This window comes from Stenotrophomonas sp. Ste96, assembly GCF_024519495.1.
Lineage (GTDB): Bacteria > Pseudomonadota > Gammaproteobacteria > Xanthomonadales > Xanthomonadaceae > Stenotrophomonas > Stenotrophomonas bentonitica_A.
Genome location: NZ_JALJRX010000001.1, coordinates 1117520 through 1132835, shown reverse-complemented (window position 1 = coordinate 1132835; position 15316 = coordinate 1117520). Strand labels below are relative to the sequence as shown.

16 protein-coding genes are annotated in these 15316 nt (G+C 67.3%); 15 read left to right on the top strand and 1 reads right to left on the bottom strand.

The window, feature by feature from the left end; genetic code table 11:
* Nucleotides 1-123 precede the first annotated feature (123 nt).
* Nucleotides 124-759, top strand: coding sequence for a hypothetical protein (locus tag OC373_RS05200; RefSeq protein ID WP_261997190.1), 636 nt, complete (start codon nucleotides 124-126; stop codon nucleotides 757-759).
* Nucleotides 760-842: 83 nt separating this feature from the next.
* Here OC373_RS05200 and OC373_RS05195 read toward each other — a convergent pair whose 3' ends face one another.
* Entirely contained in the window at nucleotides 843-1745 is a 903-nt protein-coding gene (locus OC373_RS05195; protein WP_315985452.1) for a DUF3011 domain-containing protein, read from the bottom strand.
* A 219-nt stretch (nucleotides 1746-1964) separates the two neighbouring features.
* Here OC373_RS05195 and aspS point away from each other — a divergent pair, with 219 nt between their 5' ends.
* From aspS to pal, 14 genes are all read left to right on the top strand, one after another.
* A complete protein-coding gene (aspS, locus tag OC373_RS05190) occupies nucleotides 1965-3722 on the top strand; it encodes an aspartate--tRNA ligase (RefSeq protein WP_070425774.1) in 1758 nt (585 codons plus the stop codon).
* A gap of 171 nt (nucleotides 3723-3893) precedes the next feature.
* Nucleotides 3894-4427, top strand: coding sequence for a GNAT family N-acetyltransferase (locus tag OC373_RS05185; protein ID WP_046274331.1), 534 nt, complete (start codon nucleotides 3894-3896; stop codon nucleotides 4425-4427).
* A gap of 110 nt (nucleotides 4428-4537) precedes the next feature.
* Nucleotides 4538-5170, top strand: coding sequence for an alpha/beta fold hydrolase (locus OC373_RS05180; RefSeq protein WP_026070240.1), 633 nt, complete (start codon nucleotides 4538-4540; stop codon nucleotides 5168-5170).
* A gap of 83 nt (nucleotides 5171-5253) precedes the next feature.
* Nucleotides 5254-5985 (top strand): YebC/PmpR family DNA-binding transcriptional regulator, encoded by a 732-nt coding sequence (locus OC373_RS05175; protein ID WP_019186141.1) that lies wholly within the window; start codon nucleotides 5254-5256, stop codon nucleotides 5983-5985.
* A gap of 129 nt (nucleotides 5986-6114) precedes the next feature.
* Nucleotides 6115-6636 carry a crossover junction endodeoxyribonuclease RuvC gene (gene ruvC, locus OC373_RS05170; protein ID WP_019186142.1) on the top strand — a complete coding sequence of 174 codons (522 nt, stop codon included), beginning with the start codon at nucleotides 6115-6117 and terminating at the stop codon, nucleotides 6634-6636.
* Between the two features lie 10 nt (nucleotides 6637-6646).
* Nucleotides 6647-7237 carry a Holliday junction branch migration protein RuvA gene (gene ruvA, locus OC373_RS05165; protein ID WP_046274332.1) on the top strand — a complete coding sequence of 197 codons (591 nt, stop codon included), beginning with the start codon at nucleotides 6647-6649 and terminating at the stop codon, nucleotides 7235-7237.
* A 123-nt stretch (nucleotides 7238-7360) separates the two neighbouring features.
* Nucleotides 7361-9211 carry a potassium transporter Kup gene (locus tag OC373_RS05160; RefSeq protein ID WP_167390318.1) on the top strand — a complete coding sequence of 617 codons (1851 nt, stop codon included), beginning with the start codon at nucleotides 7361-7363 and terminating at the stop codon, nucleotides 9209-9211.
* Between the two features lie 222 nt (nucleotides 9212-9433).
* Entirely contained in the window at nucleotides 9434-10474 is a 1041-nt protein-coding gene (ruvB, locus tag OC373_RS05155) for a Holliday junction branch migration DNA helicase RuvB (protein WP_261997188.1), read from the top strand.
* Nucleotides 10464-10907 carry a tol-pal system-associated acyl-CoA thioesterase gene (ybgC, locus tag OC373_RS05150; RefSeq protein WP_070425772.1) on the top strand — a complete coding sequence of 148 codons (444 nt, stop codon included), beginning with the start codon at nucleotides 10464-10466 and terminating at the stop codon, nucleotides 10905-10907. Before ruvB ends, ybgC begins: the two co-directional genes overlap by 11 nt.
* 10 nt (nucleotides 10908-10917) lie before the next feature.
* Nucleotides 10918-11697 carry a protein TolQ gene (gene tolQ / locus OC373_RS05145; RefSeq protein ID WP_019185221.1) on the top strand — a complete coding sequence of 260 codons (780 nt, stop codon included), beginning with the start codon at nucleotides 10918-10920 and terminating at the stop codon, nucleotides 11695-11697.
* Nucleotides 11698-11720: 23 nt separating this feature from the next.
* A complete protein-coding gene (gene tolR / locus OC373_RS05140; RefSeq protein WP_019185220.1) occupies nucleotides 11721-12149 on the top strand; it encodes a protein TolR in 429 nt (142 codons plus the stop codon).
* Nucleotides 12139-13200 carry a cell envelope integrity protein TolA gene (tolA, locus tag OC373_RS05135; protein ID WP_019185219.1) on the top strand — a complete coding sequence of 354 codons (1062 nt, stop codon included), beginning with the start codon at nucleotides 12139-12141 and terminating at the stop codon, nucleotides 13198-13200. Before tolR ends, tolA begins: the two co-directional genes overlap by 11 nt.
* Before the next feature lie 215 nt (nucleotides 13201-13415).
* Complete coding sequence (gene tolB / locus OC373_RS05130; RefSeq protein WP_046272625.1) at nucleotides 13416-14735, top strand: Tol-Pal system beta propeller repeat protein TolB; 1320 nt, start codon at nucleotides 13416-13418, stop codon at nucleotides 14733-14735.
* 64 nt (nucleotides 14736-14799) lie between these two features.
* The gene (pal, locus tag OC373_RS05125; RefSeq protein ID WP_019185217.1) at nucleotides 14800-15315 is read left to right on the top strand and encodes a peptidoglycan-associated lipoprotein Pal; all 516 of its coding nucleotides are present in this window, start codon (nucleotides 14800-14802) and stop codon (nucleotides 15313-15315) included.
* Nucleotide 15316: the final 1 nt, after the last annotated feature.

The following is a 15316-nucleotide window of genomic DNA, read 5'->3' as shown; positions in this document are numbered from 1 at the left end:
GACCGACCATAACACAGGGGCAATGAAGCGCTGGTTGCAGCGGCGCGGATGCGTTGGCAACCCTTTCTGTCGCATCAAGCGCGCGGTTTGCGCTGCCCGGTCGCGCCCGTTAGGGTGGGGGGCATGAACGCAGTCAAACTTCTTCCCTTGGTCGCTGCGCTGGCGATCACCGCCTGCAGCGGCTCTAATGACACCGTCGGGCACGAGGTGTCGATGGCACCGTCCGATGCCTTCATGTCCGCCGTGGCCGCGCATTGCGGCAAGGCGTTCGAAGGCCGCATCGCGGTCAACGAACCGCGCACCGATGCGCCTGATCCTTTCGAGGGCAAGCGCCTGGTCATGCATGTGCGTGGCTGCGAGGATCCGGCACACGAGCTGCGGATCCCGTTCCATGTCGGCGACGACCACTCGCGCACCTGGGTGCTGAGCCGCACCGAGAACGGCCTGCGCCTGAAGCATGATCACCGCCACGAGGATGGCAGCCCGGATGCGGTCACGATGTACGGGGGTGACAGCAAGCCGCCGGGGACCGCGCAGCGCCAGTCGTTCCCGGTGGATTCGGATTCGGTGGCGATGTTCCGCAAGGCCGACATGCTGGCCTCCGTGCAGAACACCTGGGCGATGGAAGTGGACCCCGACCAGCGCTTCGTCTACGAGCTCACCCGGCCGGGCGGGCGCCACTTCCAGGTGGTGTTCGACCTGACCAAGCCGGTGGCGTTGCCGCCGGCGCCGTGGGGCAGTGAGACGCCGGCACCGTAACCCGGTCTCCCGACGCCGGCCGCAGGTGGCCGGCGCCGCAAGGTGCCGACCCACGGTCGGCACCGGGTGCAGGGCTGGGCCGCTCAGCGCGCCCCGAAGCGGGCGCGGCAGCCGCCGCTGACCCACAGGCTGCCATTGCTGTAGCCCCAGCTGCGGCCCTCCACGCAGGCCGTGCCGGACAGCTGCTGGACCAGTGCCGGGCGCCCCTGGCGGTCATCCCACGCGCAGGTCTGCTGGCGTTTGTCGTTGCTGCTGCAGGTCACGCTGTAGTTGCTGTTGCCACCGCCGCCCCAGTTGCCGCCACTGTTGCCACGCGCCTCGGCGAACTCGCCGCGGCACCCGCGGTTGACCCACACCGCGCCATTGCGCACGCCCCAGGTCTGGCCTTCGACGCAGGCCGTACCGGAGATCTGGCGGACCAGGGTCGCGTTGCGCCAACCGGTGTTGCAGGTCCGCTCGCGGTTGTCCTGGCTCTCGCAGCGGATGGTCGCCCCGGTGCCGCTACCGCCGCCCCAGTTGCCGCCATTGCCGCGTCCCTCGACGAATTCGGCCCGGCAGCCGCCGCTGACCCAGACGGTGCCATTGCGCGAGCCCCAGTTGCGGCCCTCGGTACAGGTCGTGCCTGAAATCTGCCGGGACAGCCGGGCGCTGCGCCAGCCGGTGTTGCAGACCCGCTCGCGGTTGTCCTGGCTTTCGCAGCGGACCGTGCCGTTGTTGCCGGATCCGTTGCCGCCGCCATTCCAGCCGCCGCCGTTGCCGTTGCCGCGCAGCGAGGTGGCGATGTCCTGCTTGATGCGTGAGAAGCTCCAGCCCGAGTTGACCTGGGCCAGGTAGAAGCGCAGCTGGTCATCCGGGATCCGGCGGCCATTGGACTGGTCGGCGTATTCCTGGGTGATGACCCGGCTGCGGTCGGAGGAAGACAACTGCGACAGATTCTCCGGGGCATAGGCCCGGGTGCTGATCTGGGCGTGCAGGGCCGGGGCCATACAGGCCAGGGCAAGGGTGAGGCAGGCGGTGCTCAGACGGCGTTGCATGGCGACATCCCCGTGCGGTCGTTGGTGCGCGGACTATAGGAATGCCCCCGGTTCAGAGCGTGTGATGCCGGGCCGCGGCGCCCGGATTTGCCCCGCCGGGCTGGCGGCCGCAGAATAACGGGCTTTCCGGCGCAGCTTGGCGCCGGCACTCTCCTGCGGAGCTTTACCCCCATGCGTACCCACTTCTGTGGACTGGTCGACGAGACCCTGATTGGCCAAACCGTTACCCTCGCCGGCTGGACCGACGTTGCCCGCAACCAGGGCGGCGTGGTCTTCATCGATCTGCGCGATCATGAAGGCATCGTGCAGGTGACGGTGGAAGTCGACAACGCAGCCGTGTTCGCCGTGGCCGCCAGCCTGGGCTACGAGGACGTGCTGCAGGTCGAAGGCGTGGTGCGTGCGCGGCATGCGGCCAATGACAAACTCCGCACCGGCAGCGTGGAAGTGATCGCCACGGCCATCACCATCCTCAACAAGGCCGAGCCGCTGCCGTTCCACGCGCACGAGAACCCGGGCGAGGAAACCCGCCTGAAGTACCGTTACCTGGACCTGCGCCGCCCGGAAATGCAGCGCATGCAGCGCACCCGCATCAAGCTGGTGCAGGCCCTGCGCCGTCACCTGGACGCCACCGGTTTCCAGGACATCGAAACCCCGATCCTGACCAAGGCCACCCCGGAAGGCGCCCGCGACTTCCTGGTGCCGGCGCGCATGCACCCGGGCGAGTTCTACGCCCTGCCGCAGAGCCCGCAGCTGTTCAAGCAGATCCTGATGGTGGCTGGCTTCGACCGCTACTACCAGATCGCGCGCTGCTTCCGCGATGAGGCCCTGCGTGCCGACCGCCAGCTGGAATTCACCCAGCTGGACATGGAATTCGCCTTCGTGCGCGAGCGCGACGTGCAGGACTTCGTGGAAACCATGATCCGCGCCATCTTCAAGGAAGTGGTGGACGTGGAGCTGGCCGCCAGCTTCCCGCGCATGACCTGGGCCGAGGCGATGCGTCGCTATGGCTCGGACAAGCCGGACCTGCGCATCGCGCTGGAGCTGGTGGACGTGGCCGAACTGGTCAAGACCAGCGAGTTCCCGGTGTTCACCGCGGCCGCCAACGATGCCGACGGCCGCGTGGCTGCGCTGCGCATCCCGGGCGGCGCCAGCCTGTCGCGCAAGCAGATCGACGAATACGCCGCGCACGCCGCCAAGTACGGCGCCAAGGGCCTGGCCTACATCAAGATCAGCGAGAGCGGCGAAGTCAGCTCGCCGATCGCCAAGTTCTTCAGCGAAGAAGCCTTCGCCGCGCTGGTCGCCCATGTCGGCGCCGGTAACGGGGACATCGTGTTCTTCGGCGCCGGTGGCTACAACAAGGTCTCCGACTTCATGGGCGCCCTGCGCCTGAAGGCCGGCAAGGACTTCAACCTGGTCGCCGCCGGCTGGGCACCGCTGTGGGTCACCGATTTCCCGATGTTCGAGTACGACGACGAAGCCCAGCGCTACGTCGCCCTGCATCACCCCTTCACCGCCCCGGCGGTGGACGACATCGCCGACCTGCGCGCGAATGCGAAGACCGCCGTGTCGCGTGGCTATGACATGGTGCTCAACGGCAACGAGATCGGCGGTGGCTCGATCCGTATCCACCGCTCGGACATGCAGAGTGCGGTGTTCGAACTGCTGGGCATCGGTGCCGAAGAGGCCGAGGGCAAGTTCGGCTTCCTGCTCGATGCGCTGCGTTTCGGCGCGCCGCCGCACGGTGGCATCGCCTTCGGCATCGACCGTATCGCCGCGCTGATGGCCGGTACCGAGTCGATCCGCGACGTCATCCCGTTCCCGAAGACCACCGGCGCGCAGTGCCTGATGACCGGCGCCCCGTCGCCGATCCCGGACGAGCAGTTGGCCGAAGTGCACGTGCAGGTCCGCCCGCGCGCCGCCAAGGAATAAGCCGGGACGCGCCGGCCCCCGGTCGGCGTCGACACGTGGCAGGTACCGACCGATGGTCGGTGCCTGCTGCGGATCCAGCCCGCCCGGATCGACAGGTTCGCGGGTCGTGGGGCGCCATCGCCGCCACGTTCAGGTAAATTGGCGGTTCTTGCCGATGCCGATGCTCCCGCCGTGACTCCAGGCCGCTATACCATCCGCCGCGCTACCCCGGACGACGCCCAGACCCTGTCGGTGCTGGCCACGCGCACGTTCGTGGAAACCTTCGGCTCCCTGTACCCGCCCGAAGACCTGCAGGCCTTCCTGGATGAGGCGTACCCGGCGCAGCGCCAGCGCATCATCCTTGAGCACCCCGATTACGCGGTCTGGCTGCTGGAGCTCGATGGCGTCGCCGTGGGCCATGCCGCCGCCGGCCCCTGTGGCCTGCCGCATGCCGAGGTGCAGCCCGGCGATGGCGAACTCAAGCGGCTGTACCTGATCAAGGACCAGCAGAGCTGCGGCTGGGGCAGCCGTCTGTTCGAAACGGCGCTGGCCTGGCTGGAACGGGAAGGCCCGCGCACGCTGTGGCTGGGCGTCTGGTCGGAGAACTTCGGCGCGCAACGGTTCTATGCCCGCTATGGCTTCAGCAAGGTCGGCACCTACGAGTTCCCGGTCGGCAGCGTGCGCGACCTGGAGTTCATCCTGCGCCGCCCGCCCACGGCGGGCTGAGCACGACATCGTCATGGCCGCAGCGGCTTCACCTGCCGTTGGCTGGCCCATTTGTCTAATGACGCTGTTTCCTTCTGCAGGCGCCCCGCCCAATGGGCGAGGCTGACATCATGAATCCCCCCGTTTTACTGCTGCATGGCATCTGGAACGCACGCGCCTGGGTCGGCCCGTTGGCCTGGCGCCTGCGCGCCCGTGGCTTCACCGTGGATACCTTCGGGTATTCGAGCGTGTTCGGTGGCCCCGAGGTGGCAGTGCCGCAGCTGCTGGAGCGGCTCAAGGACAGTGGTCCGGTCTCGCTGGTCGGCCACAGCCTGGGCGGACTGGTCGCCCTTGAGGCCCTGCGGCGCGCCCCGGAGCTGCCAGTGTCGCGCGTGGTCTGCCTGGGCTCGCCACTGCGCGGCAGCGTGACCGCCCGCTCCCTGAGCGATCACGGCTGGTCGCTGGCGCTGGGGCGCAGCTCGGAACTGCTGCTCGATGGGCTGCCGGCCTGGGAGGGCAGGGCCCAGGTCGGGCTGATCGCCGGCTCGGTCCCGCATGGGCTGGGCAGCCTGCTGGGCGCCTGTGGCGAGGCCTCCGATGGCACCGTGGCGCTGGATGAGACCCAGCTGCCGGGGCTCGCCGACCACTGTGTGATCCCGGCCAGCCACAGCGGGCTGGTGTTCTCGCCCGATGCCGCGCGGCAGACCGCCGCCTTCCTGCGCGATGGCCGGTTCCGGCGCGATGATGCGGCCCACGCCGCCTGAGCGGGCGGGGTGGTGACACGGGCGGGGCGGCGGATCAGGTAGAATTCGCGCCCTGTTCCTGACAGAAGCACGAGAGTCACCCCATGGGTAGAGGCCCCTCCATCGAGAACCGCAAAAACGCGTCTGACGCGAAGCGCGGCAAGATTTTCACCAAGATCATCCGCGAGATCGGCGTTGCCGCGCGCGGCGGTGGAGGCGACCCCAACAACAACCCGCGCCTGCGCGTTGCCATGGACAAGGGCCTGTCCTCGAACATGTCCAAGGATGTGATCGAGCGCGCCATCAAGAAGGCGACCGGTGAGCTGGAAGGCGTGGAGTACGAAGAGATCCGCTACGAGGGCTATGCCCCCGGTGGCGTGGCCGTGATCGTGGACTGCCTGACCGACAACCGCGTGCGCACCGTGGCCGATGTCCGCCATGCGTTCAGCAAGTGCGGCGGCAACATGGGCACCGAAGGCTCGGTGGCCTTCATGTTCAAGCGCCTGGGCGTGCTGCACTTCGCCGCCGGTGCGGACGAAGAAGCCGTCACCGAAGCGGCGATCGAGGCCGGTGCGGACGACATCGTGGTCTACCCGGAAGATGGGGCGATCGATGTGCTCACCGCGGCCGACAGCTATCACGCCGTCAAGGACGCGATGGAAGCAGCCGGTTTCAAGCCGGACCATGCCGAAATCACCTTCCGTGCCGACAACGACATCAAGGTCGAGGGCGACACCGCCCTGCAGGTCAAGAAGCTGCTGGACATGCTCGAAGACCTGGACGACGTGCAGGACGTGTTCTCCAACGCCGATCTCGGCGCGGACGCCTACGCCTGAGCGGGCCCTTCACCGGTCGCTTTGCGCGACCGGTGAGCGGACAATGCGGACCATGATGACTCCAGCCGTTCCCTGTTATCCCCGCCGCATGTGTCCCTTCCGGGCCGCGGGCGGCCGTGTGCGTGCCGCATGACACGCATCCTCGGCATCGACCCCGGTTCGCAGCGCACCGGGGTGGGCATCATTGATGTGGACGCCGCCGGCAGGGTGGTGCATGTCCACCACCTGCCACTGGTGCTGCTGGGCGCGGACGACTTCCCGCAGCGGATGAAGCTGCTGGTGGTGGGCCTGACCGCCCTGGTCGAGGAGTACCGCCCCGACGAAGTGGCCATCGAAAAGGTGTTCATGGCACGCAACCCGGATTCGGCCCTGAAGCTGGGCCAGGCCCGCGGCGCGGCCATCTCGGCCGTGGTGATGCGCGACCTGCCGGTCAGCGAATACGCGGCCACCGAGATCAAGCTGGCCGTGGTCGGTCGCGGTGGCGCGGAAAAACAACAGGTCCAACACATGGTCGGGCTCATGCTCAACCTGAAAACCAAGCTGCAGGCCGACGCCGCCGACGCGTTGGCCGTGGCGATCACCCACGCCCATGTCCGGGCCACGGCGCTGCGCCTGGGCGTCAATGCGCGCCAGGCCTGGAGCCGGAAATGAGGAAAACTGCATGATTGGTCGTCTGCGCGGGATCGTGGCCTACAAGGCGCCGCCGTGGCTCATGGTCGACGTCAATGGCGTCGGTTACGAACTGGAGGCGCCGATGAGCACCTTCTACGACCTGCCCGAGCTGGGCCGCGAGGTCACCCTGTTCACCCATTACGCGCAGAAGGAAGACAGCGTCTCGCTGTACGGTTTCCTGCGTGAGGGTGAGCGCCGCCTGTTCCGCGATGTGCAGAAGGTCAGCGGGATCGGCGCCAAGATCGCGCTGGCGGTGCTCTCCGGCGTCAGCGTGGACGAGTTCGCGCGCATGCTGCAGGCCGGTGACATCACCGCGCTGACCCGCATCCCGGGCATCGGCAAGAAGACCGCCGAGCGCATGGTGCTGGAGCTGCGCGACCGCGCGGCCAACTTCGGCGGCGGCGGGGCACCCATCGCCGGCGCGGCACCGGCCACCGATCCGGTCTCCGAGGCGACCGTGGCCCTGCAGCAGCTGGGTTACAAGCCGGTCGAGGCTGCACGCATGGCGCGCGACGCCAACGCCGAAGGCGACGATGTCGCCACGGTCATCCGCAAAGCCCTGCAGGCTGCGCTGCGCTGAGCCGCGCGCCCGCCTGTTCCTGATCCGATACCGACCGCGTCCGCCCGGAGCCTCATGTCCACCACTTCCCCCCAGCACAGTGACGGCCAGGCCCCGCACGGCCACGCGCCGGCGGCCGGCGGCATGGCGCTGATGATCGGCGCCATCGGCGTGGTGTTCGGCGACATCGGCACCAGCCCGCTGTACACGCTCAAAGAAGCGTTCTCCCCGCACTACGGCCTCAACAGCGACCATGACACCGTGCTGGGCGTGCTGTCCCTGGCGTTCTGGGCACTGAACATCGTGGTGACGCTCAAGTACGTCACCATCATCATGCGCGCTGACAACGACGGCGAGGGCGGCATCATGGCGCTGATGGCGCTGACCCAGCGCACGCTGCGGAACGGCTCGCGCTCGGCGTACGTGGTGGGCATCCTGGGCATCTTCGGCGCCTCGCTGTTCTTCGGCGACGGCGTGATCACCCCGGCCATCTCCGTGCTGGGTGCGGTCGAAGGCCTGGAGGTCGCGGCCCCGGGGCTGCACAACTTCATCGTGCCGATCACCGTGGTGGTGCTGCTGGCGGTGTTTGCCGTACAGCGCTTCGGCACGGCCAAGATCGGCAAGCTGTTCGGCCCGATCACCTCGATCTGGTTCATCTCCCTGGCGGCGATCGGCATCTGGAACATCGTCGATGCGCCGGAAGTGCTCAAGGCCTTCAACCCGATGTGGGCGCTGCGCTTCTTCATGGAGCACGGCTGGCACGGCATCTTCATCCTCGGCGCGGTGGTGCTGGCGGTGACCGGTGGCGAGGCGCTATATGCCGACATGGGCCACTTCGGCGCCAGGCCGATCCGCCACGCCTGGTATTACTTCGTGCTGCCGTGCCTGGTGCTGAACTACCTGGGGCAGGGCGCGTTGGTGCTCAAGCACCCCGAAGCGGTGAAGAATCCGTTCTTCGAGGCGGTGCCGGAGTGGGGCCTGTACCCGATGATCGTGCTGGCCACGATGGCGGCGGTGATCGCTTCGCAGTCGGTGATCACCGGGGCGTTCTCGGTTTCGCGCCAGGCCATGCAGCTTGGCTACATCCCGCGCATGCGCATCACCCACACCTCGCACGACACCATCGGCCAGATTTACATCCCGGGCATCAACTGGGGCATCGCGGTGATGGTGATCGGGCTGGTGCTGGCCTTCCGCAGCTCCTCCAACCTGGCCGTGGCCTACGGCATTTCGGTGTCGGCCACCATGCTGATCGATACCCTGCTGCTGGCACTGGTCGCCCGCGCGCTGTGGCCGAAGGCGCGCAACTGGATCCTGCCGCTGTGCGTGATCTTCTTCGTGATCGACCTGGGCTTCGTGATCGCCAACGGCGCCAAGCTGCTGCAGGGCGCGTGGTTCCCGGTGGTGCTGGGCATCGTGCTGTTCACCATGATGCGCACCTGGCGCCGGGGCCGCGAGCTGCTGCGCGATGAGATCCGCAAGGACGGCATCCGGATCGACACCTTCCTGCCGGGCCTGATGCTGGCCCCGCCGGTGCGGGTGCCGGGTACCGCCGTGTTCCTGACCGCCGACCCCTCGGTGGCCCCGCACGCGCTGATGCACAACCTCAAGCACAACAAGGTGCTGCACGAGCGCAACGTGTTCCTGCACGTGGTGACCCTGCCGGTGCCGTACGCGCCTTCGGGCCAGCGCCTGAAGATCGAGTCGGTGGGCGATGAGTTCTATCGGATCTACGTGCGCTTCGGCTTCATGGAGACCCCGGACGTACCGCTGGCGCTGATGCGCTCGTGCGACCACGGCGGGATCTACTTCGACCCGATGGACACCACCTTCTTCGCCAGCCGCGAGACCATCGTGGCCACGGCCAACCGCGGCATGCCGATCTGGCGCGACAAGCTGTTCGCGCTGATGCACCGCAACGCGGCGCCGGCGACCGGGTTCTTCCGGATTCCGGGGAATCGGCTGGTGGAACTGGGCGCGCAGGTGGAGATCTGACTGCGCCGGATCGCCCCTTGCGGCCCAAGGGTTGCTGCGCAGACCTTGGGGCCCGGGCGCCTTCCACTTAAAACCCCCGCACCTTCGGTGTACCCCTCCGATGCGTAACCGGTAGTGCCGGCCGCTGGCCGGCTCCCCATGACCCCTGCATCGCGTGGAGCCGGCCAGCGGCCGGCATTACCTGGAGCGCGGATCGCGCTCCTTTTGCCGCATAATTGCCGCATGACAGACGACCGCATCATCGGTGCCGGTGCCACCCGCGAAGACGAGGGCACCGACGCCAGCATCCGCCCCAAGCGCATGGCCGATTACCTGGGCCAGGCGCCGGTGCGCGAGCAGCTGTCGATCTACATCGAAGCGACCAAGGCCCGTGGCGATGCGCTCGACCACGTGCTGATCTTCGGGCCGCCGGGCCTGGGCAAGACCACCTTGAGCCACGTGATCGCCAACGAGCTGGGGGTCGCGCTGCGCGTCACCTCCGGGCCGGTGATCGAGAAGGCCGGTGACCTGGCCGCGCTGCTGACCAACCTGCAGCCGCACGATGTGCTGTTCATCGATGAAATCCATCGCCTTTCGCCGGTCGTCGAAGAAGTGCTGTACCCGGCGATGGAAGATTTCCAGATCGACATCATGATCGGCGAAGGCCCTGCGGCCCGCTCGATCAAGATCGATCTGCCGCCGTTCACCCTGATCGGCGCCACCACGCGTGCAGGCCTGCTGACCGCGCCGCTGCGCGACCGCTTCGGCATCGTGCATCGGCTGGAGTTCTATACGCCCGAGGAACTGACGAAGATCGTCCGGCGCTCGGCCAGCATCCTCAACATCGACTGCACCGCCGAAGGGGCGGCCGAGATCGCCCGGCGCTCGCGCGGCACGCCGCGTATCGCCAACCGGCTGCTGCGCCGGGTACGCGACTTCGCGCAGGTGAAGGCGGCCGGCCACATCGACCAGGGCGTCGCCCAGGCCGCCATGCAGATGCTCAAGGTCGACCCGGAAGGCTTCGACGAGCTCGATCGGCGCCTGCTGCGGACCATGGTCGATTACTTCGACGGCGGTCCGGTCGGGATCGAATCGCTGGCCGCCGCGCTCTCCGAAGAGCGTGGCACGCTGGAAGACGTGGTCGAACCCTATCTGATCCAGCAGGGCTTCCTGATCCGCACCGCCCGGGGCCGCATGTGCACGCACAAGGCTTACCGGCACATGGGCCTGAAGCCGAAGAATCCGCCGGCTGACCTGTTCGCGGAGGTCCCGGATGTCGGTTGATCCCCGGGTTGAGCCCCGATTCAGTTGGCCGACACGCATTTACTGGGAAGATACCGACGCTGGCGGGGTCGTGTACCACGCCCGCTACGTGGCCTTCATGGAACGGGCGCGGACCGAATGGATGCGCGCATTGGGGTATGGTCAGGAGCGCATGCGCTGCGACCATGGCCTGGTGTTCGCGGTGCGCAGCATGACCATGGATTTCCTCAAGCCGGCGCGGCTGGACGATGCGCTGGCGGTTACCGCCACGCTGGTGCAGTGCAAGCGTGCCAGCATGGTGTTCGCCCAGGCCGTGTGCCGGGGCGGGGAAACACTGCTGACCGCGCAGGTGAAGATCGCCGCGCTCGATGCAGCCACCTTCAAACCGCGTGGCATGGACGATGCACTGCATGCCGCGCTGAAACACCTCGAATTTCCAGAATCCGCATACTGAGGAACAACGGATGATCGCAATGCTCCTGGCCCTGCAGGCCACGGTGACCGAAGCGCTGCCGCAGGAAGTCACCAGCGCCGCGGCGCAGACTGTCGCCCAAGCCGCGCACGGCGGTGGCATCAACTACCTGGACCTGATGGTCAAGGCCAGCATCCCGGTGAAGATCATCGTGCTGCTGCTGCTGGCCGGCTCGTTCATCAGCTGGGTGATCATCTTCCGCAAGGCGCGCGTGTTCAACGCCGCCAACCGCGCTGCCGATGAGTTCGAAAGCCGCTTCTGGTCCGGTGCGGACCTGGGCAAGCTGTACAGCTCGGCGACCGACCGCAACCGCCAGGTCGGTGGCCTGGAAGCGATCTTCGAATCGGGCTTCCGCGAGTTCACCCGCCTGCGCGACAAGCGCCGCCTGGATGGCCGCGCCCAGCTGGAAGGTGCCCAGCGCGCCATGCGCACCACCTATACCCGCGAAGTGGACCAGATGGAGCGCAGCCTCGAGCTGCTGGCCAACATCGGCTCGACCGCCCCGTACGTGGGTCTGGTCGGCACCGTGTTCGGCATCATGGTGACCATGCACGACATGATCAACAGCGGCGAACAGGCCGGTATCGCCTCGGTCGCCCCGGGTATCTCCGAAGCCCTGTTCGCCACCGCCATCGGCCTGTTCGTGGCGATCCCGGCGGTGTGGGCCTACAACCGCTTCACCACCCGCGTGGAGCGCATGTCGGTGCGCTTTGAAACCTTCGCAGAAGAGTTCAGCTCGATCCTGCAGCGTCAGACCGCGGGCGACGAGTAAGCGCCCAGCACAGGAGTCCTGCCATGACCGCAGCCATTGGCCGCCGCAAGCGCCGAAAGCTCAAATCCGAAATCAACGTCGTGCCCTACATCGACGTCATGCTGGTGCTGCTCATCATCTTCATGGTGACCGCGCCGCTGCTCACGCTGAGCTTTGAAGTGGATCTGCCGACCTCCCAGGCCAAGGCGCTGGAGAGCAAGCAGGATCCGGTGATCGTCTCCGTCCGCCTGGATGGCCAGCTCAGCCTGAAGCTGCCCGAGGCCAAGGATCCGGAACCGATGGATGCCGCCCGCCTGCAGGCCCAGCTGTCCGCGCTTTCCTCGCAGGACAAGAACCTGCGCGTGATCGTTGCCGCCGACAAGGCCGTGGCCTATGAGAAGGTGGTCGCGGCCATGGACGTGATCAAGCGCGCCAACGTGGAAAAGGTGGGCCTGGCGACCGATGCACGCTGAAGCCCTGCCACCGCAGCGTCAGCCTGAAGAGAAGTGGGGTCTGCCGATCGCGCTGGCGCTCGGCGTGCACCTGCTGCTGGCCCTGATCTTCATCGCCGCCTGGTTGTGGTCGCCGCAACGCACCACCGAAGCGGCCGCCGGCGATCCGGCCATCGAGGCCAGCCTGCAGCTGTCCGCCTCCGAAGCCTCGGCCGCGCGCCAGGCCCTGCGCGCCTCCGAGACGCTGCCGGACCTGCCCGAACCGGTCGCCGAGCCCGAGCCCATTCCCGAAGACACCGTGCCGCCGCCGCAGCCGTTGCCCGAGCCGCGCCCGCAGGACGCGCCGACGCCGCAGCAGTCGCAGGCGCAGGAGCGCATCGCCCAGCCCGACACGGTCGACCAGGAAGCGGTCAACGCGCTGGCGATCTCGGCTGAAAAGGCCAAACAGGAGCAGGAAGCCAAGCGCCGCCAGGAACAGATCGACCTGACCGAGCGCAAGCGCCAGGAACAGGCCGAGCAGAAGCTGCGCCTGGCCAAGCAGCAGGAAGAGGCGGAGCTGAAGAAGAAGCTGGCCGAGCAGGAACAGAAAGCCAACGACGCCAAGGCCGAGGCCGAGCGCGACAAGAAACTGGCCGAGATCCGGCGCAAGCGCGCCCAGGCCGAGAACGAAGCCAAGCTGGCCGAGCAGAAGCTGCGCCAGGTCACCGCCGCGCGTGCCGCCAATGCCTCGGCCTCCACCGCCGGTGCCACCGGTGCCGCCAAGCCGGCGGCCGGTGCGGGCGGGACCAGCGACGATCTGAGCGCCAAGTACGCCGCCGCGATCCAGCAGAAGGTCTCCGCGCAGTGGACGCGTCCGGATTCGGTGCCATTGGGCCAGCGCTGCCAGGTCTCGATCACCCAGATTCCGGGCGGGCAGGTCATCCAGGCCAAGGTCAGCGGCAGCTGCCCGTTCGACGAAGCCGGCCGCCGCTCGATCGAGGCCGCCGTATTGAATGCCCAGCCGTTGCCGTACCGCGGTTTCGAATCGGTGTTCGCGCGCACGATCAACTTCACCTTCACCGCCCAGGATTGATCCCGGGCGGTCCGGTGAAGTTCCGCCGGCACGCTGTACAGAGGCTCATGGCCAAGTTGGGGGCGGAGCGCGCCGAATCCGGCCGGTTGGTTAACGGGCCGTGAGATTTGTGCGCTCGGTGACTCGGAATTCACACTGCCTTGGTTCATGATTGCGAAACTGTTCACCGCGGTCCTGTTATCCCTCGTTCTGGTTTCCCCCCTATTGAGCGCTCCATGAAAAAAATGCCTCGCTGGCTTGCCGTTGTTGCGGCCCTGTTGTTGCCCTTTGCTGCCATGGCGCAGCAGAAGGGGCTGGATATCGACATCATTGGCGGCAATGCCTCCGCCACGCCGATCACCGTCGTCCCGATGCCCTACCAGGGTTCGGCCGGTGCCCCGCAGACCGACGTGGCCGCCGTGGTACGCGCCGATCTGGACCGTTCCGGCCAGTTCCGCAACCTGCCGGAAGCCCAGATCGTCGAAAAACCGACCCGTGGCAGCGAGATCCAGTTCGCCACCTGGCGCGCGCTGAAGCAGAACTACATCGTCGTCGGCCGGGTCATGGACGCCGGCGCCGGTGCCTACCGCGTGGAGTACGAGCTCTACGACGTGCCCAAGGGTGAGCGCCTGCTCGGCCTGGCGATGACCGCCCGCGGCAACGCCATGCGCGATGTCGCCCACCAGATGGCCGATGCCATCTACGAGAAGATCACCGGTGTCCGCGGCGCCTTCTGGACCCGCATCGCCTACGTCACCGCCAGCGGCAAGGGCGATGCCATGCGCTATGCGCTGATGGTGGCCGATTCGGACGGCTTCAACCCGCAGACCATCGTGCGCTCGGCCGAGCCGCTGCTCTCGCCCAGCTGGAGCCCGGACGGCAACAAGCTGGCCTACGTCAGCTTCGAACGCGGCAACTCGGCGATCTACATCCAGAACATCTCCAGTGGCGCCCGTGAGCTGGTCACCAGCTTCCGCGGCATCAACAGCGCCCCGTCGTTCTCCCCGGACGGCCGTCGCCTGGCCCTGTCGCTGTCGCGCAGCGGCAACCCGGAGATCTACGTGATGGACCTGGGCAGCAAGCAGCTGACCCAGCTGACCAACCACTTCGCCATCGATACCGAGCCGACCTGGAGCCCGGACGGCAGCAGCGTCTACTTCACCTCCGACCGTGGTGGCCGCCCGCAGATCTACCAGGTGGCCTCCAGCGGCGGCAGTGCTTCGCGCGTGACCTTCCAGGGCAACTACAACGCCACCCCGAGCCTGTCCTACGACGGCAAGAAGCTGGTGGTCGCCCAGGGCAGTGGCAACACCTACAAGATCGCGATGATGGACAGCAGCACGGGCTCGGCCCGCTGGAACACGCTGTCGCCAGGATCGCTGGATGAATCGCCGAGCTTTGCGCCCAACGCGAGCATGGTGTTGTACGCCGCCCGCGAGGGTGGTCGTGGAGTGTTGTATGCCGTTTCGGCCGATGCGCGCGTGCGCCAGCGGCTGGTTCTGGCCGACGGTGATGTTCGTGAGCCTTCTTGGTCGCCATACCGTACAAAGCGCTAACAGAGTGTTAAGATTTCGCCGTATTCATCCCTCATCCGGCTTTAGGAGCCTCAAAGGTATCGCCATGAACAAGACCACCCGCGTTCTGCTTGTCTCCCTGTTGTCCGTGGCCGCCCTGGCCGGTTGTTCCAAGAAGGTCAAGGAAGCGCCTGTTGCCCCGGTCGATACCGGCAGCACCACCGCTCCGACCGGCCCGTCCACCTCGGGCCTGTACGGCCCGGGCGATCTGGATACCGACTCCTGCCTGCGCCAGCGCGTGGTGTACTTCGACCTGGACAAGGAAGACGTGAAGCCGGAATTCCAGGCCATCATGGCTTGCCACGCCAAGTACCTGCGTGACCGTCCGTCCTCGCGCATGACCCTGCAGGGCCACACCGACGAGCGCGGTTCGCGCGCGTACAACCAGGCCCTGGGCGAGCGTCGTGGCAACGGCGTGTCCTCGGCACTGCAGGCCAACGGTGGTTCGGCTTCGCAGCTGACCGTCGTGTCCTACGGTGAAGAGCGTCCGGTCTGCACCGAGTCGGGCGAGTCCTGCTGGTCGCAGAACCGTCGCGTCGAGATCGTGTACACGGCTCAGTAAT

Bases quoted from the DNA above. Each gene is read 5' to 3' on its own strand.
- tolQ (WP_019185221.1), top strand. From the start codon at position 10,918: ATGATCGCAATGCTCCTGGCCCTGCAGGCCACGGTGACCGAAGCGCTG.
- tolR (WP_019185220.1), top strand. From the start codon at position 11,721: ATGACCGCAGCCATTGGCCGCCGCAAGCGCCGAAAGCTCAAATCCGAA.
- ruvB (WP_261997188.1), top strand. From the start codon at position 9,434: ATGACAGACGACCGCATCATCGGTGCCGGTGCCACCCGCGAAGACGAG.
- pal (WP_019185217.1), top strand. From the start codon at position 14,800: ATGAACAAGACCACCCGCGTTCTGCTTGTCTCCCTGTTGTCCGTGGCC.
- tolA (WP_019185219.1), top strand. From the start codon at position 12,139: ATGCACGCTGAAGCCCTGCCACCGCAGCGTCAGCCTGAAGAGAAGTGG.
- OC373_RS05195 (WP_315985452.1), bottom strand. From the start codon at position 1,745: ATGGCCCCGGCCCTGCACGCCCAGATCAGCACCCGGGCCTATGCCCCG.
- OC373_RS05175 (WP_019186141.1), top strand. From the start codon at position 5,254: ATGGGTAGAGGCCCCTCCATCGAGAACCGCAAAAACGCGTCTGACGCG.
- OC373_RS05180 (WP_026070240.1), top strand. From the start codon at position 4,538: ATGAATCCCCCCGTTTTACTGCTGCATGGCATCTGGAACGCACGCGCC.
- ruvC (WP_019186142.1), top strand. From the start codon at position 6,115: ATGACACGCATCCTCGGCATCGACCCCGGTTCGCAGCGCACCGGGGTG.
- tolB (WP_046272625.1), top strand. From the start codon at position 13,416: ATGAAAAAAATGCCTCGCTGGCTTGCCGTTGTTGCGGCCCTGTTGTTG.
- ruvA (WP_046274332.1), top strand. From the start codon at position 6,647: ATGATTGGTCGTCTGCGCGGGATCGTGGCCTACAAGGCGCCGCCGTGG.
- OC373_RS05160 (WP_167390318.1), top strand. From the start codon at position 7,361: ATGGCGCTGATGATCGGCGCCATCGGCGTGGTGTTCGGCGACATCGGC.
- ybgC (WP_070425772.1), top strand. From the start codon at position 10,464: ATGTCGGTTGATCCCCGGGTTGAGCCCCGATTCAGTTGGCCGACACGC.
- aspS (WP_070425774.1), top strand. From the start codon at position 1,965: ATGCGTACCCACTTCTGTGGACTGGTCGACGAGACCCTGATTGGCCAA.
- OC373_RS05200 (WP_261997190.1), top strand. From the start codon at position 124: ATGAACGCAGTCAAACTTCTTCCCTTGGTCGCTGCGCTGGCGATCACC.